Annotated in this window: 21 protein-coding genes and 9 tRNA genes; 29 read left to right on the top strand and 1 reads right to left on the bottom strand. The window is 39.6% G+C overall.

What is annotated here, in order from left to right:
• Positions 1-22: 22 nt before the first annotated feature.
• The 5 genes from GY23_RS10930 to GY23_RS10910 all read left to right on the top strand — a co-directional run bounded on the left by GY23_RS10930 (position 23) and on the right by GY23_RS10910 (position 6,996).
• Positions 23-1,111 (top strand): D-alanine--D-alanine ligase, encoded by a 1,089-nt coding sequence (locus GY23_RS10930; RefSeq protein WP_075619267.1) that lies wholly within the window; start codon positions 23-25, stop codon positions 1,109-1,111.
• Between the two features lie 12 nt (positions 1,112-1,123).
• Positions 1,124-2,503, top strand: a complete 1,380-nt coding sequence (locus GY23_RS10925) for a UDP-N-acetylmuramoyl-tripeptide--D-alanyl-D-alanine ligase (RefSeq protein WP_075619266.1) — start codon at positions 1,124-1,126, stop codon at positions 2,501-2,503.
• Between the two features lie 882 nt (positions 2,504-3,385).
• Positions 3,386-4,936, top strand: a complete 1,551-nt coding sequence (gene cshA, locus GY23_RS10920) for a degradosome RNA helicase CshA (protein WP_075619265.1) — start codon at positions 3,386-3,388, stop codon at positions 4,934-4,936.
• Positions 4,937-5,030: 94 nt separating this feature from the next.
• Complete coding sequence (locus GY23_RS10915) at positions 5,031-5,510, top strand: PH domain-containing protein (protein ID WP_075619264.1); 480 nt, start codon at positions 5,031-5,033, stop codon at positions 5,508-5,510.
• Positions 5,503-6,996, top strand: a complete 1,494-nt coding sequence (locus GY23_RS10910; protein WP_075619263.1) for a PH domain-containing protein — start codon at positions 5,503-5,505, stop codon at positions 6,994-6,996. Before GY23_RS10915 ends, GY23_RS10910 begins: the two co-directional genes overlap by 8 nt.
• A gap of 87 nt (positions 6,997-7,083) precedes the next feature.
• Here the strand turns inward: GY23_RS10910 and GY23_RS10905 are convergent, their stop codons facing one another.
• The gene (locus GY23_RS10905; protein ID WP_075619262.1) at positions 7,084-7,695 is read right to left on the bottom strand and encodes a rhomboid family intramembrane serine protease; all 612 of its coding nucleotides are present in this window, start codon (positions 7,693-7,695) and stop codon (positions 7,084-7,086) included.
• A gap of 70 nt (positions 7,696-7,765) precedes the next feature.
• On the opposite strand from GY23_RS10905, the gene acpS reads away from it, so the two are divergent.
• The 24 genes from acpS to GY23_RS10785 all read left to right on the top strand — a co-directional run bounded on the left by acpS (position 7,766) and on the right by GY23_RS10785 (position 20,075).
• The gene (gene acpS / locus GY23_RS10900) at positions 7,766-8,119 is read left to right on the top strand and encodes a holo-ACP synthase (RefSeq protein ID WP_075619261.1); all 354 of its coding nucleotides are present in this window, start codon (positions 7,766-7,768) and stop codon (positions 8,117-8,119) included.
• A gap of 58 nt (positions 8,120-8,177) precedes the next feature.
• Positions 8,178-9,188 carry a LolA family protein gene (locus GY23_RS10895; protein WP_075619260.1) on the top strand — a complete coding sequence of 337 codons (1,011 nt, stop codon included), beginning with the start codon at positions 8,178-8,180 and terminating at the stop codon, positions 9,186-9,188.
• 39 nt (positions 9,189-9,227) lie between these two features.
• Positions 9,228-10,337, top strand: coding sequence for an alanine racemase (gene alr / locus GY23_RS10890; protein WP_075619259.1), 1,110 nt, complete (start codon positions 9,228-9,230; stop codon positions 10,335-10,337).
• A 112-nt stretch (positions 10,338-10,449) separates the two neighbouring features.
• On the top strand, positions 10,450-10,746 hold the full coding sequence (locus GY23_RS10885; protein WP_075619258.1) for a transcriptional regulator: 297 nt from the start codon (positions 10,450-10,452) through the stop codon (positions 10,744-10,746).
• Between the two features lie 4 nt (positions 10,747-10,750).
• Positions 10,751-11,101 carry a type II toxin-antitoxin system PemK/MazF family toxin gene (locus GY23_RS10880; RefSeq protein WP_075619257.1) on the top strand — a complete coding sequence of 117 codons (351 nt, stop codon included), beginning with the start codon at positions 10,751-10,753 and terminating at the stop codon, positions 11,099-11,101.
• Positions 11,102-11,244: 143 nt separating this feature from the next.
• Positions 11,245-12,075, top strand: coding sequence for an RsbT co-antagonist protein RsbRA (locus tag GY23_RS10875; RefSeq protein ID WP_075619256.1), 831 nt, complete (start codon positions 11,245-11,247; stop codon positions 12,073-12,075).
• Positions 12,072-12,434 (top strand): STAS domain-containing protein, encoded by a 363-nt coding sequence (locus GY23_RS10870; RefSeq protein WP_075619255.1) that lies wholly within the window; start codon positions 12,072-12,074, stop codon positions 12,432-12,434. The genes GY23_RS10875 and GY23_RS10870 overlap by 4 nt, the downstream gene beginning before the upstream one ends.
• Positions 12,435-12,436: 2 nt before the next feature.
• A complete protein-coding gene (locus GY23_RS10865; protein ID WP_075619254.1) occupies positions 12,437-12,838 on the top strand; it encodes an anti-sigma regulatory factor in 402 nt (133 codons plus the stop codon).
• 13 nt (positions 12,839-12,851) lie between these two features.
• Positions 12,852-13,856 (top strand): PP2C family protein-serine/threonine phosphatase, encoded by a 1,005-nt coding sequence (locus tag GY23_RS10860; protein ID WP_075619253.1) that lies wholly within the window; start codon positions 12,852-12,854, stop codon positions 13,854-13,856.
• A gap of 79 nt (positions 13,857-13,935) precedes the next feature.
• Entirely contained in the window at positions 13,936-14,268 is a 333-nt protein-coding gene (locus GY23_RS10855; protein WP_075619252.1) for an anti-sigma factor antagonist, read from the top strand.
• On the top strand, positions 14,268-14,738 hold the full coding sequence (gene rsbW, locus GY23_RS10850) for an anti-sigma B factor RsbW (RefSeq protein ID WP_075619251.1): 471 nt from the start codon (positions 14,268-14,270) through the stop codon (positions 14,736-14,738). The genes GY23_RS10855 and rsbW overlap by 1 nt, the downstream gene beginning before the upstream one ends.
• On the top strand, positions 14,716-15,498 hold the full coding sequence (gene sigB / locus GY23_RS10845; protein WP_075619250.1) for an RNA polymerase sigma factor SigB: 783 nt from the start codon (positions 14,716-14,718) through the stop codon (positions 15,496-15,498). The genes rsbW and sigB overlap by 23 nt, the downstream gene beginning before the upstream one ends.
• Complete coding sequence (locus GY23_RS10840) at positions 15,498-16,097, top strand: PP2C family serine/threonine-protein phosphatase (RefSeq protein ID WP_075619249.1); 600 nt, start codon at positions 15,498-15,500, stop codon at positions 16,095-16,097. The genes sigB and GY23_RS10840 overlap by 1 nt, the downstream gene beginning before the upstream one ends.
• Before the next feature lie 142 nt (positions 16,098-16,239).
• A complete protein-coding gene (locus tag GY23_RS10835) occupies positions 16,240-18,402 on the top strand; it encodes a Tex family protein (protein WP_075619492.1) in 2,163 nt (720 codons plus the stop codon).
• A 55-nt stretch (positions 18,403-18,457) separates the two neighbouring features.
• Positions 18,458-18,913, top strand: coding sequence for a SprT family protein (locus tag GY23_RS10830; protein WP_075619248.1), 456 nt, complete (start codon positions 18,458-18,460; stop codon positions 18,911-18,913).
• 89 nt (positions 18,914-19,002) lie between these two features.
• Positions 19,003-19,077 (top strand) — tRNA-Asn (locus tag GY23_RS10825).
• Between the two features lie 5 nt (positions 19,078-19,082).
• A tRNA-Glu gene (locus GY23_RS10820) sits at positions 19,083-19,157 on the top strand.
• A gap of 254 nt (positions 19,158-19,411) precedes the next feature.
• Positions 19,412-19,486 (top strand) — tRNA-Met (locus tag GY23_RS10815).
• Between the two features lie 3 nt (positions 19,487-19,489).
• Positions 19,490-19,565 (top strand) — tRNA-Asp (locus tag GY23_RS10810).
• A gap of 6 nt (positions 19,566-19,571) precedes the next feature.
• A tRNA-Gln gene (locus tag GY23_RS10805) sits at positions 19,572-19,646 on the top strand.
• Positions 19,647-19,668: 22 nt separating this feature from the next.
• Positions 19,669-19,744: transfer RNA gene (locus GY23_RS10800), tRNA-Lys, on the top strand.
• Positions 19,745-19,804: 60 nt separating this feature from the next.
• Positions 19,805-19,890, top strand: a tRNA-Leu gene (locus tag GY23_RS10795).
• A gap of 8 nt (positions 19,891-19,898) precedes the next feature.
• A tRNA-Arg gene (locus GY23_RS10790) sits at positions 19,899-19,975 on the top strand.
• A 26-nt stretch (positions 19,976-20,001) separates the two neighbouring features.
• Positions 20,002-20,075, top strand: a tRNA-Gly gene (locus tag GY23_RS10785).
• Positions 20,076-20,112: the final 37 nt, after the last annotated feature.

Below are 20,112 nucleotides of genomic sequence, written 5' to 3'. Positions count from 1 at the left end.
TCCAAAACGTGGAGGTCTTTTAATGAAGAAGAAAATCGGTTTATTATATGGTGGGAAATCCGCTGAACATGAAGTGTCTTTATCGACAGCACGCGCAGTGACACAAGCATTAAATTTCGATGAGTATAAAGTTTATCCAATATACATTACACAAGAAGGCGAATGGAGAAAAGGGTCGCAATTAATGGCGCCAGTAGAATCCATTGAACAACTTCAGTATGGTGAAGCAACAAATCAAAGTTTACCAAATAATATTTCTAGCTTCTTGCCTTCCAAACAAGAATCGTCGAATGAAGATTCATTAGATGTCATTTTCCCGCTCCTTCATGGACCGAATGGGGAAGATGGAACAGTTCAAGGATTGCTGGAAGTATTAAATCTTCCGTACATTGGCAACGGTGTCTTAGCTTCTTCAGCTGGCATGGACAAAGTTATCATGAAACAGCTTTTTGCGGTTGCTGGTTTGAAACAAGTACCTTACGTCCATTTCATTCGAAAAGAATGGCAGAAGGATCAGGAAACTTGGACGCAAAAAATCGAAAATGAGCTTTCATGGCCAGTTTTTGTAAAACCTGCGAATTTAGGATCAAGTGTCGGTATCAGCAAAGCGGCTAATCGTGAACAGTTGATTGAAGCAGTAGATGTTGCATTTAAATATGATCGTAAAATCATCATTGAACAAGGCGTTAAAGCTCGTGAAATCGAAGTGGGTGTCCTTGGAAACGACTCTCCGAAGTGTTCAGTACCGGGTGAAATTAAGCCGTTGAAAGATTTTTATGATTACCAAGCGAAGTACCAAGATGGTAACACGGCTATGATTATCCCAGCAGACGTTTCAGACCAAGTTGAAGCTACACTACAAGTAGACGCAATCAAAGCATTTAAAGTATTGGATTGCTCAGGACTAGTACGTGCAGACTTCTTTGTAACAGATGAAGATGAAGTGCTTATCAACGAAGTAAACACATTACCTGGTTTTACTCCATCTAGCATGTTCCCATTACTGTGGCAGCATACAGGAGTAAGTTACCCCGAGTTAATTGAACAGCTGATTCAACTGGCAATTGAACGTCATGCAGAAAAACAACAACTACACTATACAATGGATTGAGTGTGAATATTTGTGGAAAAATCATTACAGACAATTGCTAATTGGTTACAACTAGAACCACCTATAACGACACTTGATGTGATGGTAACAGGGGTGTCGATTAATACAAAAACCATCGAACCGGGTGATTTATTTATTCCGTTTAAAGGTGAAAAAGTAAATGGACACCAATATGTTGCGCAAGCTTTTGAAAAAGGAGCGGCTGCCGCTCTTTGGCAACGAGATGAACCGAATCCTCCTCAAAATGTGCCCTTATTAGTGGTGGAGGATAGCGAAAAAGCTTTACAGCAAATGGCACGTACTTATCGAAATGAACATAATGCTACGTTTATTGGCATTACGGGTTCAAATGGCAAAACATCTACTAAAGATCTAGTGGCAGGTGTCCTAACTCCCTACTTCCGAGTTCAAAAAACAGCAGGAAACTTTAATAATAATCTTGGTTTGCCTATCACGATCTTATCGTTAGATGAAGATACCGAATTTGCGGTTCTTGAAATGGGGATGAGTGGCTTTGGAGAAATCGAGTTCTTATCAAATTTAGCAAAACCACATTATGTTGCCATTACCAACATTGGTGAAGCCCATATGCAAGATTTAGGGTCACGAGAAGGAATTGCCAAAGCCAAGTTTGAAATTGTTTCTGGCCTGCAGGAGGATGGTTCTTTGTTTTATGACGGAGACGAACCATTGCTACATCCATTAATTGATCAATTTAATAACGAAAAAACGCATACTTCCACGCGTGCGATTTCCTTCGGTACTAGTAGTTCGAATGACGTCTATACTTCAGCTGTCCAAACAACAGAAAATGGCAGTGAGTTTGATGTTAATGGATTGATTAAAGATCATTTTTCGATACCTGTACTAGGGAAACATCAAGTGAAGAATGCTTTAGTAGCCATATTAATTGCTCAAAAAGCGGGATTAACGAATTCGCAAATCAAGGAATCATTAAAACAGGTGTCCCTAACAGATATGCGCATGCAAGTCATTCCTGCGGCAAATGGCTCGTTGTTTATTAACGACGCATATAACGCTGCTCCGACATCCATGAAAGCCGCTATCACATTTGCTCGGGAAACGACAATCCGTCCAGAAAAATGGCTTGTCCTCGGTGACATGCTAGAACTTGGGGAGAATGAGAAGGCGTTTCATGAAGATCTAGCTGAACAGATGAGCCCTCAAGATTTTGCAGGAGTCTGTTTATATGGTCCGAGAATGAAGTGGTTATACGATCAGTTGAAAGACCAATGGAACGATACTCACTTAGTCTGGACAGAACAGGATTATGAGGCGATTAAAAAAACTTTAAAAACGTATACTTCTTCAAAATCACTTATTTTAGTAAAAGGCTCTCGAGGGATGGCGCTTGAGAATGTAATTCAATAATAGGTTAGTTGGAATTTCAAATTTGAAAATTGATTAAAAACTGGCGTATTATGGGCTGCATGAATCTCAACCATCTGTACACTATATAGAAGAGATGAACGGATTGAATTGACTATTCTCAACAATGCTAAAAGTCATGATTTATGGTAATCAATTGATGAAAATTCAATGGCTAAGGCACTGCTAAGAAACTTAATTCACAAGACGATGCATCATCTTTTGCGAACAAGATTAACTCATTTGTAAATCGAGCCGCGAACTGGGTTAATGTGAATCGTAACAATGCTCTTAATTCTAATTATTTACGTTTTTGTATGATTGTAAGTATCTGAGGGGCTAAATCTGTTTACGTAGTAAGGCGGCAAAATAGTGTTGATGGTGACAAATGGTTTGATGAAGTTTTTCACTTTTTTGCATATGGAAAAGAAAACTATTATTATGACTGTGGGTTAATAATTGCGTTTTGTGTTTAATTATGGTAAAGTGTTTAGAGCAATGGATACATTTTATGTAAGGACTCTTCGCTATTCATGAAGAGGTCTTTTTTTTGAACATAACGGTTTGTTCAATTTTTTAGGGTAGGATGTTTAGTTTCAAACATCAAATATGTGAACTATCACAATAGCCAAGTTCAAAGGAACGTTAAATTTAGGCTACCAACAGGTCACAAGAGACAGCGTGATGCAGACGCTTTGAAACATGCTCCCAACTGATCGAACCGCTCGGCAAAAAACCGGGCTTTCCTTTAAATATAAGTCCCCTCTGATAACTCTACAGAGAATTTTAAGTAACGGAAACGTTCCTCGTATAGGCTCGAATTTGCCGCAACTTCATCTGAAAATGTAACCATTTGTCAAATGTAAACAAAAAGGAGATTAAATTTTGACAAATTTTTCAGAATTAAATATTAGTGCTTCAACATTAAAATCAGTACTTCGTATGGGGTTTGAAGAAGCTACACCAATTCAAGAAGGTACAATTAAGTTCGCAATGGAAGGCCGCGACATTATCGGTCAAGCACAAACAGGAACAGGTAAAACTGCAGCGTTTGGTATTCCATTGATTGAAAAAATCGACCCTAAAAACCCAAACATCCAAGCTTTAATTATTGCACCAACTCGTGAGCTTGCAGTTCAAGTATCTGAAGAGATCTACCGAATTGGACAAGACAAACGTGTGAAAATTTTATCTGTATACGGTGGTCAAGAAATCGGACGTCAAATCCGTGCATTGAAAAATGGTCCACACGTAATCGTTGGTACACCTGGTCGTCTTTTGGATCATATTAACCGTCGTACATTAAAATTAGACAACGTTCAAACGCTTGTATTAGACGAAGCGGATGAAATGTTGAACATGGGCTTCATCGAAGATATCAACATGATTTTAGAAAGTGTTCCACCAGAACGTCAAACGTTACTGTTCTCGGCTACAATGCCAGGACCTATCCGTAAAATCGCTGAGAAATTCATGAAAAACCCTGAAATGGTTAAAATCCAATCTAAAGAGATGACTGTTGAAAACATTGAACAGTTCTATGTTAAATCACTTGAACGTGAGAAATTTGATTTCCTTTCTCGCATCATCAATGTTCACCAACCAGAACTTGCGATTATTTTTGGTCGTACAAAACGCCGTGTTGATGAATTATCTCAAGCTTTAAGCATTCGTGGTTATTTAGCTGAAGGTATTCATGGTGATTTAAGCCAATCAAAACGTATGTCAGTGTTAAAACAATTTAAAGAAAACAAAATAGACATCCTAGTTGCTACAGATGTAGCTGCTCGTGGACTTGACATTTCTGGCGTAACTCACGTTTATAACTATGATATCCCACAAGATCCTGAAAGTTATGTTCACCGTATCGGTCGTACGGGTCGTGCAGGGAAAAGTGGTATGGCAATAACGTTTGTAACACCACGTGAAATGGGTTACCTTCGCATTGTTGAAGACACAACTAAAAAACGTATGACTGCTCTTGTCCCACCAACTTCTGATGAGGCGTTAGTAGGTCAACAACGTGTAGCTGTTGAGTCACTTAGTGAAATGGTAGACAAAAACAACTTAGGCGATTACCGTTCGTTTGCAACGGAATTACTTGAAAAATACGAAGCAGTAGATGTAATTGCAGCTGCTCTAAAATCAATGACTCGTGAACCTAGCGATACTCCGGTAAATATTTCCGAAGAACGCCCATTGCCTGCTCGTAAAGATCGTGGCGGTGGTGGCGGACGCAGTGGCGGTGGCGGCTATAAAGGCAACCGCAGTGGCGGACGTAGTGCAACAGCTTCAGGTTCATCCAGCCGTGGATATGATCGCAGTGGATCACGCCGCAGCAGCGGACCTCGTGATGGAAGTAGTTCTTCTTCAGCATCACGTGATGGCGCAAGCCGTGGTGGACGTCCTCGTTCATCAGCACGTCGCGAAAGCTAAATAATACAAATATCACAGTCCATTTGGGCTGTGATATTTTTTTTGAAACATTTTTGCTGTAGAATCGTATGCATAATAGAAAGAAGGTGTTTTGATGAGAAATATACCCATTAATCAAATTTCTCCACAAGGTTTAAAAGTTTGGCGATTGTATGGTTTGATGCATTCGGCAATTGTTTGGTTATTGGCAATCGGTGGTGGCGTATTAAACTGGTGGCTTGAAGGTCCGTGGTGGGTTTTGATGATTTGTGTGGTTCTCCCGGTATTATATACATATTTATTCGTTATTTTATTTCCCAAATTACAATGGCTGCGTTGGCGATATGAAGTACGTGAACAAGAAATTGAACTTCAATATGGCCTATTTGTAGTGAAGAGAACTCTGGTTCCAATGGTCCGTGTACAACACGTTGATACAGCACAAGGTCCGATTCTCCGAAAATATGACTTGGCTTCGATCACCATTTCAACTGCCGCAACAACGCATACAATTCCTGCACTTATTACAAGTGAGGCAGATGAATTAAGAAGCCGAATATCGACACTTGCAAGGGTGGCGGAAGATGATGTCTAATGAACGCCATAAACTGCACCCGATATCCGCACTTTTAAATTTTATTAAGGGCTTAAAAGATTTAATCTTTCCGTTTGTTATTATTTTTGTGGCGAATGGGTTTCAAGGGGGATCTACAGAAGATTCTCATTGGACGGCCTATATCCCGTATATAATAGGCCCTCTCGTTTTAATACTGGTGTTATTTAGTGGATTTATTAAATGGAAACGATTTGTCTATTGGTTTGAGGACGATGAACTTCGAATTGAATATGGATTATTTGTAAAGAAAAAAAGATACATTCCGATTGAACGTATCCAAAGTTTAAATTATACAGAGGGAATTTTACATCGACCATTTAAATTAGTAAAAGTAACAATTGAGACGGCAGGTTCAGGTTCCACGAAAGAAGCGGAAGCAGAACTTACAGCGATTACAAAAGAAGCAGCAAAATGGATTGAAACTACTTTAGCTCAAGCAAAAAAAAGAAAATTGAGCAAAATCTCAGATAGTGACTTAGTTGGCGAAGTTGACATTGTGGAAAAGGAAACCACCGTCACTAGTACCCCTATATTTAAGATGTCTATGAAAGATTTAATTATGCTTGCAACCACTTCTGGTGGGATTGGGGTTATTTTTTCAGGTCTTGCTGTGTTTTTCTCTCAATTTTCTGAGTTCATTCCGTATGAACGCATTTATGATGAAGTAGTCGTGTTTATGAAATTTGGCGTTTTTATCGTCGCGATTAGTGTCTTCATGGTGCTGCTAGTGGCCTGGTTTGGATCCGTTGTTTTGACTACGCTTAATTATTACCAGTTTACAATCGTACAAGAAGACGACCAAATTGTGTTAACACGTGGCTTACTGGAGAAGAAGAAAGTGACGATACCACTAAGTCGAGTACAGGGAATTAGAATAGTTGAAAGCCCTTTAAGACAATTATTCGGATACTGCGCCGTGATTATAGAAAGTGCTGGAGGTTCTGTCGGGGATAAAGATCAAAAAATTCGATTGTTTCCACTCGTAAAGAGAAATAAAATCAAACAGCCATTACAAAAGTTGTTTGCACAATTAGAGTTAGAGCCAGACTGGATATCTTCACCTAAGAAGGCAAAACCATTCTATTATCGCCTTGATTTTCTTTGGATGATGCCGGTAGTAATTGCAATAAGTATCTTTTTCTACCCGTTTGGTTTATTGTCTTTACTAATCCTGCCGATTATTTTCTTGCTCGGACTGTGGCAACATCGATCTGCGGCGTTTGCGCAGACAAATAATCAATTGTCATTACGATTCCGCGGATTCAGTAAAAGTACCTTTTTTATTGAAAGGAAACGGATGCAATCGTTAATAATGAAACAAACTCCTTTCCAAAAAAGGAAAGCACTCGCCTCGATTGAGACGACTATCAAGTCTGGGGTGACAGGGGTAACGGCAAAAGTAGACCATATGAAGATAGAGGATATCGAGGAAGTGATGACTTGGTATAAACCATCTGGTCAATAAAAGCGCAAAGCACTAGTCTAGCTGGGGGATTGGAAACCGGTTAGACTTCCAATTCTTAGTAAAAAGGACAGCCGCAATAAGGCTGTCCTATCTTTTTCTGTTTTTCCAGCTAATGATACGTTTTGGATGAAAATAACTTAATCCAATTAAAAATCCAACAGCTAGCCCGCTTAAGTGAGCTGTAATGTTAATATTCGATGATACAAAAGTCATTACAATACTAATGACAATGATCGGTAGAATGATTTGACGTAGCTGAGGCAAGGCTTTTCTTGCGTAATAAACCAGGGCGCCAAATGCACCAAGAAGACCATAAATGGCACCACTTGCACCAACATGTACATAACCGGGTTCTTGTAGAAGGAATGTTACAACGGTTCCAAATAATCCAGCCATAAAGTAAATGGTTAGAAAGCGAACTCTCCCTGCAAGTTTCTCAAGTTCAGGTCCGAACAAATATAAGGAAAACATATTAAACAGTAAATGAACTAATCCGGCATGTAAGAACATCGGTGTGATAAAGCGCCACCATTGACCATCAGCAATTAAAGCATTTGAGCCTGCTCCTAAAATGAAAAGCTGATCACCAATCAATGGAATGAGACTAATTAAATGAATAATGACATTGATTGCAATTAAAATTGAAACAACTGGGTATAACTTAATGTATTGTGCAAAACTTTCTGTTCGATTAAACATATATTCACCTCGAATTGGTATGAAACTATTATAACGTGAAACTGCTATTGGTTGAAAGGAGAAGTCTTTCATGATCAAAGGAATTGGATTAGATGTGACAGAAATGGATAGGGTCGCTACGACCAATCGGAGAACATCGAAATTCGTAGAACGTATTTTAACAACACGAGAACTCGACCGTTGGAGTACGCTGAATGAAAACAGACAAATTGAGTTTTTGGCTGGTCGCTTTGCGGCTAAGGAAGCATTTGCCAAAGCATTAGGAACGGGTATTGGGAAAGAGTGTAGCTTTCAAGATATTGAAGTATTATCCAACCAAAGTGGGAAACCTATACTTTATTTTAATGGGAAAATAGTGAATGGACATGTCAGTATCACACATACAAAACAATTCGCAGCAGCTCAGGTAATATTGCTAGAATAATCCCTGTCCATCTCTCATAAGATGTTTTAACGCATCGAAAAGAGAAAGGGTGAAAGTATTGCGTAGCCGTGTATTTGCTGGGATAGTTTTATTGTTGGTGCTTTTGTTGGCAGCATGTGGGGAAGAGTCAAAAGAAGATGTACTGAAGAAATTGAGTACCAAGTGGGTTGACACAAAAGGGTATGAGTTAGACGCGAAGATGGAGATTAGTACTGGATCAGAACCACGTCTGTATGAAGTAAGCGTGTGGCACACGAAACCTGAATTTTATCGTGTGAAAGTCAGTCAAACGGGTGAAGATGTATCACAGACCATTGTAAGAAACAAAGAAGGTGTTTTTGTAATCACACCGACACTTGGCAAAACGTATAAATTCCAGAGTGATTGGCCGGAAAAAAATAGCCAAGCCTATCTAATTGGTTCTTTGGCACAAGACATCAAGGCGGATAAAGATTCAGTAATGACGGAAAACGAAAAATCGTACGTCTTTGAAACGAAGACAAGAAACAGTCACCAAAAAATGTTGCCGACTCAAAAAATTCATATCAGCAAGAAAACATTACTACCAACAAAGGTATCAATTCTGAATGATCAAAAAGAAGAACAAATAAGTATCACATTTGATAAGATCACTTTGGGAACGTCAAGAAGTGCTAGTGATTATAAGGCAGATATGCCTTCTGAAGAATCAAATGGAAAAGAAACAGCTAGTGCCGACGTTGAATATCCTGTCTTTCAAACACACTATCCTGCTCTACAATGGGAAGGCGTAGACAAACTTGATGAAAAAGTAATTAAGGATGAAACGCTTGAACGTGTTATTTTAACATATGGTGGGAAGAAAGAATTCACGATTATTCAAACACCAATTACGAAAAAAGCATCCGATCTAGTTCCAGTATTTGCAGCTGGTGATCCAGCCGATTTAGGTTTTGCTATCGGGGCAATCACGGATCAGTCTATCAGTTGGGAACAAAACGGAGTACAATTCTTCTTAGCATCAGATTCAATGTCTCGTGAAGAAATGATTACAGTGGCGTCTTCCATGCAAGCATCTGATATGAAATAATTTCCAACCTACCTATCGAACTATAAATGAGGAATGACAATGCAGCCGAAATATTTTTATCGACCGACTTTTGCAAAGGTTGATTTGAATGCGATAAAAAAGAATATACTTAATTTGAAGAAACATATTAGTCATTCCGTCGAGGTCATTGCTGTAGTCAAAGCAAATGCGTATGGACATGGTGATCTTGAAGTAGCAAACGCGGCATTAAACGCTGGGGCTAGCATGCTTGCCGTTGCCACACCAGATGAAGCGATTCGATTGCGAGAAAGTGGCATCGAATCGCCCATTCTTGTGCTGGGTGCATCATCCCCATCTTTTGCTGCTGTGGCAAGTGAAAAAGATATTATGGTAACTGTTTTTCAAAAAGATTGGTTTCTACACATTCCGACCTTACCCCAAAAGCTGAATGTACATATTAAAATCGATACCGGCATGGGAAGGTTAGGCGTTACTACGGAATCAGAATTAAGCTTGCTTCTTGAAACCATCCATCAAAGACAAGATATCATGATCGATGGGGTCTTCACTCATTTTGCGACGGCAGATGAAGAGGACGAAAGTCAGTTCAGGCAACAACTGGAGAAATTCAAGGGTTACTTACAGCACTTTCCTGTAAAACCGCGGTGCATTCACGCCGCAAACAGTGCAGCTTCAATCGTTCATGAAAACTCGTTGTTTGATGCAGTACGATTTGGTATCTCGATGTACGGATTATCACCGTCACCATATGTATCGAACAAACTTCCTTTTCCACTGCAACCAGCCCTATCTTTACTCACACAAGTGGTACATGTGAAAAAAGTTCCTGAAGGATCCACAATCAGTTATGGTGCAACCTACACAACGAGTAAAGACGAATGGATAGCCACACTTCCTATTGGATATGCGGATGGAATGATTCGGGGGCTGAGTGGACAAGAAGTGTTAATTCAAGGAAAACGATTTCCAATTATTGGCCGTATCTGTATGGATCAATGCATGGTGCGGCTAAATGGACAGGTTTCAATAGGCGAACCGGTTGTCTTAATTGGGAGACAAGGATCCGAACAAATAACCATAGAAGAATGGGCACAAAAACTGCAAACTATTTCATACGAAATTCCTTGTATACTCACAAATAGAGTACCTAGGGTGTACACGCAGTAGCATACGACAAATACCGACGAAACAAAAAATATTGTCAGATATTTTCCTTTCTTGTCTTCTCAATGCCTGTTTTGAATGTTAAGATAGAAAAGTATCGAAAAGAGGGACGGGTTTGTCGGAGGTGTTGACTGTGAAAAAGAGAGAAACAAAGGAAGTTATTGTGAAACTTCCGAGACAATTTGTGAGCGATCTTGATAGACAGAAAGAGCAACAACTGGCTGAGCCAGGAGAGTTTGTTTATATTTCGACAAAAAAAGTGATTAAACAAGTTAAACCCAATCTTATACGAGAAGCAATGATCAAAGGCTACGTGGAAATGTCGAGTATTAACTTGTCCATTGCAAGCGAGTGTCTGCACTTGGAATATGAAGCGGAGCATACGATGGAGCGACTTGTAAGCGGAGGATGAAATATTGAACGTAAAACGCGGTGACGTTTTTTTTGCTGATTTATCACCAGTCATCGGGTCTGAGCAGGGTGGAACAAGACCCGTTCTGGTGATTCAAAACGATATTGGAAATCGTTTCAGCCCAACAGTCATCATTGTGGCTATCACTTCGCAAATTCAAAAAGCAAAATTACCAACGCACGTAGAAATCGATGCGAAAAAGTATGGATTTGAACGGGATTCCGTTATTTTGCTTGAACAATTGCGGACGATTGATAAATCACGGCTGACGGATAAAATAACGCAGCTTGATGATGTACTTATGGAAGAAGTGGATGAGGCGCTTGAAATAAGTCTTGGCCTTGTAAAATTTTAATCATACATAAAGGGGAAACACCGTGCGGATATTCTTCCAAACGGTGTTTCTTCGCATTTAAGTAAAAAAAGTGTGTAGTTTGACGTTTTCAGATACAATATAAATAAGTATTAAATTGGACTCAGGAGGCATAGCCAAAATTTATGAATAAAATTATAGCAACATTAGTTCAAGATAATTTAGATGAGATATTAGTGAATTGGAAAGAATTGATGAAAGAAGATTCAGAAGAACGATTCTTTCAAATCATGTCTCAAAGTGTCATCGATAACACAAGTCGTGAATTTGCGGAATTGATGGTTTCTAATCTTCTAGAAGGCGAAAATAAGTATGAAAATCGCTTAAATATATTTACAAGTAAAGTCGTGCGATTTGGCTGGTCGATTAGTTTTGTCATGAAAGCCATCAATCACTTTGCCAATATCGTATATGAACTGCTCGAAACAGAAAAAATCATAGTTGATGAAAATATTAAAGAGTACAATACGATCTTGACCAACTGGATTACACCAATGCGTGATGGAATCGTTGATACATATGCCAAAACATGGGAACGTACTGTGCAATTACAAAAAATTGCCTTACAGGAACTTTCGGCATCCTTGATTCCTGTTTTTGATAAAATTTCAGTTATGCCACTAGTTGGAACCATTGACACCGAGCGTGCGAAATTAATTATGGAAAACCTACTTGAAGGTGTTGTCAAACACCGGGCTGAAGTTGTAATCATTGATATTACAGGTGTTCCTGTAGTGGATACAATGGTGGCACATCACATAATCCAAGCAGCAGACGCGGTTCGTTTAGTTGGGGCTAAGTGTATGCTGGTTGGAATTCGTCCGGAAATCGCACAAACAATCGTTACATTAGGCATAAATTTAAAAGATTTTACAACGACAAGTACATTACAACGTGGGGTTGAACAAGCCCTTGCTTGGACAAATCGTCAAATCGTGGAGGTGGAAGGAAATTGAACTTACGAATACCTATATTGAAATTAAATGACTGTCTAATTGTTTCCATCCAATGGGAACTAGATGATCAAACTGCACTCCAATTCCAAGAAGATTTACTGACAAAATTGCATGAAACAAGTGCGCGGGGAGTAGTGATCGATTTAACTCCGATAGACTTTATTGACTCTTTTATCGCTAAGGTATTAGGTGATGTTATTAGTATGTCAGGCTTAATGGGTGCAAAGGTGGTTATCACAGGGATTCAACCTGCAGTAGCTATTACACTGATCGAACTTGGAATTCGTTTAGAAGATGTCATGACTGCTTTAGATTTAGAGAATGGTCTTGAAAAACTCCAACGAGAATTGGAGGCTTAAGAATGAGTTATCGGTCTTCTGTAGAGATTTTAACAGAGTGGGACATTGTTGCTGCTAGACAACTTGGTCGAAATGAAGCAAAAGAAGTGGGCTTCGGTACGGTTGACCAAGCACGGATCACAACAGCAATCAGTGAACTGGCTCGTAATATTTACTTATATGCGGGAAAAGGGAAGATTGAAATTGAACGTATATCAGAAGGCGGAAAGTATGGTATTACGATTATCGCATCAGATGAAGGTCCGGGAATTCCCGATGTCCGAAAAGTGATGGAGGATGGTTTCTCAACTTCAGGTGGTTTAGGTGCTGGTATGCCTGGTGTAAAACGTTTAATGGATACTTTTAAGATTGACACGGTTGTAGGCGAAGGAACAGTTATTAAAGCGACGAAATGGATTCGCTAGGGGGTCAGAATAAATGCCTCAAGAAATTGAAAAACAATACAAAGAAATACTCAAGCAATATCTGATGAAACAAACCGAAAGGAATTTATACGAGGGTCAAAATTTTAGTCGTCAACTGATTAAAAAAAATATTGCGCCAGACGAAGTAATTAGCATACATAAGGCAACACTTGAAGAAATGTTTCCTGAGTTGCCGATGAATGTGTGGAATTCATTTGACTTGTTAATCGAGATGATGATTCGTTATGGACTAGCTCACGCAGAGCATCAAAGTCTACTTCAACAGCAAGAAGAAATGAAAGTTGAAATGGATTTAGCAGCTAAAGTTCAAAGGACTCTATTAAAAACAACACGTCCTAAAATTAATGGTCTTGAAATTGGGCTTGTATCAGTACCAGCACGCAAGATGAATGGAGATTATATTTATTTTCTAAGCGACAATCTCAACAATGCCGGTGTTGCTGTAGCGGATGTGATTGGTAAAGGCATTCCTGCTGCACTTTGCATGTCCATGATTAAATATGGGATGGACAGTTTACAAGATGTTGCAACAGATCCCAAGAAAGTGTTAGATGTCATCAATCGTATTGTTGAAAAAAGTGTGAACGATGATATGTTCATATCCATGTTTTACGGTCGTTATAATGTGGAAAATTCTCTTTTTACATACGCAACTGCAGGTCATGAACCAGCTCTTTTTTACAATGCTCAAAATGATGAATTCACGGAATTACATGCAAAAGGTTTATTATTAGGTGTAGTTGCGAATGTTAGTTATGAGCAGCACGCTGTGACGATGGAAGCCGGAGACTTCGTTGTAATGATGACAGACGGAGTTACAGAATGCAGAACGGATGAAGGTTTTATAGATCCAAAAATTGTGATAACGTTAATTCATTCTATGCGTCACGAACCAGCTCAAACCATTGTAGATTCGGTATTTAAGGAACTAGAGAAGATGCAAAACTTTGAACTCCGTGATGATTTTACGCTCGTGATCTTCAAGAAAACTTCTTAATATGTTTAAAATTTCTTCATTCGTGGTAAGCAATGAGTATTAATTAAATTGATTTAATAGATGGACGGGGTGTCAATAGATGAATATTCAAGTTGTTATAAAAGAAGAAGAAAATTTGGTTAAAGCTTTTATTAGTGGGGAGATAGATGCTTTCACTGCCCCAATGTTACGTGAAAAGCTAGCAACGGTTCAACAAAAAGAAAATCTACAGACAGAATTAGAAATGTCTGATGTTTCATATATGGATAGCACTGGACTAGGAGTAATTGTAGCTTTCTATAAACACGTTAATGCGAACAATGGTCATGTTAAGTTAACAGGATTGTCAACTCGTCTGAAGAGATTATTTGATATTACAGGTCTTGGAGAAATAATGGATATTGAGACAGACGATAAAGGTGGAAACAAATAATGAGACCATTTGATTATGTAGAAATTCGGGTTCCTGCAAAATCCCAATACGTCGGTGTTGCTCGTTTGACAATTTCGGGACTAGCTAGTCGAATCGGTTTTACATACGACGAAATTGAAGATTTGAAAATTGCGTCGTCTGAAGCCATTACGAATGCAGTTCAACATGCTTATAGCGAGGTGGATGAAGGCGAAGTAGTAATTGGATGTGCACTTTATCCAGATAAAATCGAGATCATGGTTGCTGACCATGGGAAAAGCTTCAACTTTGAAGAAACAAAAACCAAAGTAGGTCCTTACCATGACCAACAAGAAGTTCAGTTTCTACGTGAAGGTGGACTTGGATTATATTTGATTGAAACGTTAATGGATGAAGTGAAAGTCCACCACCAAGAGGGCGTAACAGTCTTTATGACGAAATATGTCGGAGAAGAGCAGGTGGAAGAGAATGTCGAAACTATCACCTCCTAACTACGAAACCAAAGAACAGATATTGGAATGGATTAAAGCCTATCAAGAAACGGAAGATGATGTGGCACAAACCAATCTAGTATTGAATTACCAACGACTGGTGGACTCGATTGCCCGTAAATATTCGAATGGTAAATCGTATCATGAAGATATCTATCAGGTAGGGATGTTGGGACTCCTTGGAGCCATTCGTCGTTATGATCCTGAATTCGGCAGGACGTTTGAAGCTTTTGCGGTCCCAACGATTATTGGCGAAATCAAACGATTTTTACGTGATAAGACATGGGCCGTACACGTTCCACGTCGTATCAAAGAATTGGGACCACGTATAAAATCTGCTGTTGAAACACTGACAACAGAACTTCAACGCTCCCCGAAAGTAATCGAAATCGCTGAATTTCTTGAAGTAGATGAAGATGATGTACTGGAAGCGATGGAAATGGGCAAAAGCTACCAAGCGTTGTCGATGGACCATTCGCTTGAATCGGATTCGGATGGCAGCAGTATTACTTTATTCGATGTGATTGGCCAGAAAGATGATGGATTTGAAAAAACGGATCAACGTATGTTAGTGGCAGAGGCAATGAGTGTCCTTTCTGAGAGAGAGAAACAAGTCATTCAATATACATACATTGAACAACTGAGCCAAAAGGAAGCGGGCGAAAAACTCGATATTTCCCAAATGCATGTTTCTCGGTTACAGCGTAAAGCCATCAAAAAGCTACAGGATGCAATACTGGCAGCTGGCGGAGTAACTTGATGGAAGTGATCAAGCATCCGTTTTTAGAAGTCTTCGTCTACCAAGAGGCCAAAGAGGGAAACAAAGAATCTGGAGATACGTATTTCACCTATATGAATGAACAATACTTTTTATGTGCAATTGCTGACGGATTAGGAAATGGTCCAATCGCTAGACAGTCATCTGAAATCATCCCGTTGATTTTAGCTGAGTACCATCACGAAACGATTGATGAGTTGTTACTTCGATGTAATGAACTCATGTATCAAAAACGTGGAGCGGCTGTCGCAATAATGAAAGTTGATTTTATTGCGAAAACTTTGGAGTATAGTTGTGTAGGGAATATTAAATTTTATATGACTCGCAGAGACGATGAAAAAATGATTTATCCACTTCCTGTTATGGGCTACTTATCAGGTCGACCACAAAAACTTCGAACCCAATTATATACTTACAAACCCGGTGATTTATTTTTACTTCATTCTGATGGTGTTGTATTAGGCAGTCCTAAAAGCACCATGAGGAATAGTGCTGGTGCATATTGTTTGCATCAAACATTGGTTAGTACAATTGAACATGGTGATGATGCAACATTTATCACAGGCAGCCTGCTCCAATAAAATGGAGTAGGTTTTTTGATGTTCAATTAGAAACAAAGATTTCGGATATTAGGATAAGAAAAATATCAACATACACCATTGTGGGTGCATGTTGTCTTTTCCTAATGGTAAAATAGAGGGGTAGATAGAAAGGATGAGTACCATGAATGCAAAACAAATGATGCAACGCATTGCGAAAGAGACAAATGTGAGACCTGCACAAGCACAACAAGTTATCGATTTACTCGAAGAAGGAAATACGGTCCCTTTCATCGCACGTTACCGTAAAGAAGCAACTGGCTCATTAGATGAAGTTCAAATAAAAGCGGTAGAAGACCGTTACCGTTACATACAACAATTAGAACAGCGCAAAGAAGAAGTTATTCGATTAATTGACGAGCAAGGGAAATTAACTGAAGAGTTAACATACGCAATTCAACATGCAACGGTTCTTCAACGTCTAGAAGATTTATATCGACCATATAAGCAAAAACGCAGAACGAAAGCGACAATCGCAAAAGAAAAAGGACTGGAACCGTTAGCAAATCTTATTTTCAGTTATTCAAAGACTCCCACTGAAGAACTAGCACAAGGCTTTGTTAATGAAGAAGTGGCAAATGTTGAAGAAGCTCTCCAAGGTGCACGAGATATTTTAGCAGAACAATTTGCAGATGATGCGAAGATTCGTGAAAAGATTCGTAATCTAACACGAGCTGAAGGATCTATTACATCCAGCGTAAAGAAACAACAAGACGATGAAAAAAGTGTGTTCGAAATGTATTATGACTACACTGAACCTGTTAAAAAAATTGTCCCCCACCGTGTCCTGGCATTAAACCGTGGAGAAAAAGAAGAGATTTTGAAAGTCAGTTTACATTCTCCAGTCGATCGCATTTTACAGGCCATGCGAGACGAGTGGATACCGACATATAGCTCTTCACCAAGTATTCCACAAGTGACGGAAGCAATAGAAGACTCTTATAAACGTCTGATTGCACCTTCTGTTGAACGCGAAATTCGTACGGAACTCACGGAAAAGGGCGAGACACAAGCAATCCATATTTTTTCTGAAAACTTACGTAACCTATTACTTCAACCTCCATTAAAAGGAAAGGTAGTATTGGGATTAGACCCAGCCTATAGAACGGGTTGTAAATTAGCAGTTGTAGATGATACTGGAAAACTTCAAGAGATTTCAGTTATTTATCCACACCCCCCAAAATCTGATGTTCAAGGGTCGAAAAAAGTAATACTGGATATATTGAAACAATATCCAATCTCGATCATTGCAATAGGGAACGGGACAGCCTCACGGGAATCGGAACAGTTTATTGCGGAGTGCTTGAAAGAAGCAGAGCGAGAAGTTGCGTATGTGATTGTCAATGAAGCGGGAGCAAGTGTATATTCGGCATCGGATACCGCTCGTGCAGAATTCCCAGACTTACAAGTTGAACAAAGAAGTGCCGTATCAATCGCGCGCAGGCTGCAAGATCCATTATCGGAGCTAGTGAAAATAGAGCCGAAAGCAGTGGGTGTTGGTCAATATCAGCATGATGTTTCTCAAAAGAAACTAAATGATTCACTAACATTTATAGTAGAGACAGCTGTTAACCAAGTCGGTGTTAATATCAACACAGCTTCTGCTTCTTTATTGCAGTATGTATCTGGCCTATCAAAAACGGTGGCTGAGAACGTAATTATTATGCGTAATGAAAATGGAAAATTCACCTCTCGTGCGCAACTTAAAAAAATCCCGCGATTAGGTGCCAAAACATATGAACAAGCTATCGGGTTTTTACGTATTCCAGAAGCAAAGAATCCATTTGACGCAACCGGCATACATCCAGAAAGTTATCCTACTGCAGAGGAAGTATTGAAAAAGGCGGGGTTAACGAAAGCACAGATTGGAACAAAGGATGCTGAACTCTTATTAAGCGAGTTGAATTTAAAAGTCTTAAGCGAACAATTGGATGTCGGTGAAATTACATTACAAGATATCGTCGATACTCTAAAAAAACCAACACGCGATCCGCGCGACCAATTTCCACAACCGCTACTTAAAACCGATGTCCTCCAGATGGAAGACTTAGCGAGCGGTATGGAGCTACAAGGTACGGTTCGAAATGTTGTCGATTTTGGTGCATTTGTAGACATTGGTGTAAAACAAGATGGGCTTGTCCACATTTCAAAACTGAAAAAGGGCTTTGTTAAACACCCACTAGACGTCGTTGCACTTGGTGACATCGTTACAGTATGGGTGGAACAAGTTGAAAAAACAAAAGGACGTATTTCATTAACGATGCTTTCACCGGTAAAACAAAGCTAATAAGAAACCTGCCTATCAAGATAGGCAGGTTTAAAACTGTAAAAGGATGGATCGTATGACAAATGAAGAACTTCAACAACTAGTGATGAAAATATCCGCGAACATTTTTAACAAACCATTTATGCATGAAGCCTACTTCAACAATCGTCTAAAAACAACTGGCGGGAGATACATGCTTCGAACGCATCATATTCAAATAAACCCTACATCATTTGAACTTTATGGATTGGAAGAGCTTGAGGGTATCATACGTCATGAACTATGTCATTATCATTTACATATAGAAGGAAAAGGGTATAAACATCGCGATAAAGACTTTAAAGAACTATTGAAAATGACTAATTCACCAAGATTTTGTGCAAACTTAGTTTCTACCAAACGCACAACAAGACGTATTTCGCATGTCTATGGCTGTATGTCTTGTGGCCTTCTTTATAGACGGAAGATTCGTTTAAATACTAGCAAATACCGGTGTGGCAAGTGTTCAGGACCCTTAATGAAAGTGGAATGATAAGACTTTGAAGAAATTATTCGAAAAAGGTTGACGAGAGTGAACAACCTCCCTATAATAATAAAAGTCGACAAGTTACACGACATTATTCCGAAGTAGCTCAGTGGTAGAGCAATCGACTGTTAATCGATTGGTCGTAGGTTCGAGTCCTACCTTCGGAGCCAAATATGGCCCCTTGGTCAAGCGGTTAAGACACCGCCCTTTCACGGCGGTAACACGGGTTCGAATCCCGTAGGGGTCACCAACTTTCCTTTTTAAGAAAGTATGGTATACTAACACTCACGACAAAAGAGAAGCGTTTCTTCTATTAAAGAAAACGCGACGATGAAGACTTTATATGCATAAAGTTACTCAGTTTTGATTTCTTTAAAGGAAATCGCGAGGGTGTAGCAACGCAGCTGTACGAAGATAGCAAGTAACATCGAAGCAGGCGAAGCCGATGCAGATGTCAACTAAGATATAAGCGTAGAAGTAATAATCTTTATAACATAATATTGTCGCGGGGTGGAGCAGTGGTAGCTCGTTGGGCTCATAACCCAAAGGTCGCAGGTTCAAATCCTGCCCCCGCAACCAAATGGTCCCGTGGTGTAGCGGTTAACATGTCTGCCTGTCACGCAGAAGATCGCGGGTTCGATTCCCGTCGGGACCGCCATTTTATTGGGGTATAGCCAAGCGGTAAGGCAACGGATTTTGATTCCGTCACGCCCTGGTTCGAATCCAGGTTCCCCAGCCATTCTTTTATTTTTATAGCGTACGAGCCATTAGCTCAGTTGGTAGAGCATCTGACTTTTAATCAGAGGGTCGTAGGTTCGAATCCTACATGGCTCACCATTTTCTTGTTTGACTTCTTGGATTTAACGTGATACAATGATTCTTGTCGTTAAATAGCAAGCGGTCGTGGCGGAATGGCAGACGCGCTAGGTTGAGGGCCTAGTGGGAGAAATCCCGTGGAAGTTCGACTCTTCTCGGCCGCACCAAACATTTAGCGCCCGTAGCTCAATTGGATAGAGCGTCTGACTACGGATCAGAAGGTTGTGGGTTCGACTCCTGCCGGGCGCGCCAAACAACTTCTAAAACAACAATATTATGCGGGTGTAGTTTAGTGGTAAAACCTCAGCCTTCCAAGCTGATGATGAGGGTTCGATTCCCTTCACCCGCTCCATACCTTTTTGAAACTTGAACCTTGAAAACTGAACAGT

The sequence above is a fragment of the Paenisporosarcina indica genome (assembly GCF_001939075.1).
GTDB lineage: Bacteria > Bacillota > Bacilli > Bacillales_A > Planococcaceae > Paenisporosarcina > Paenisporosarcina indica.
This window is presented reverse-complemented; position numbering and strand designations above follow the sequence as displayed.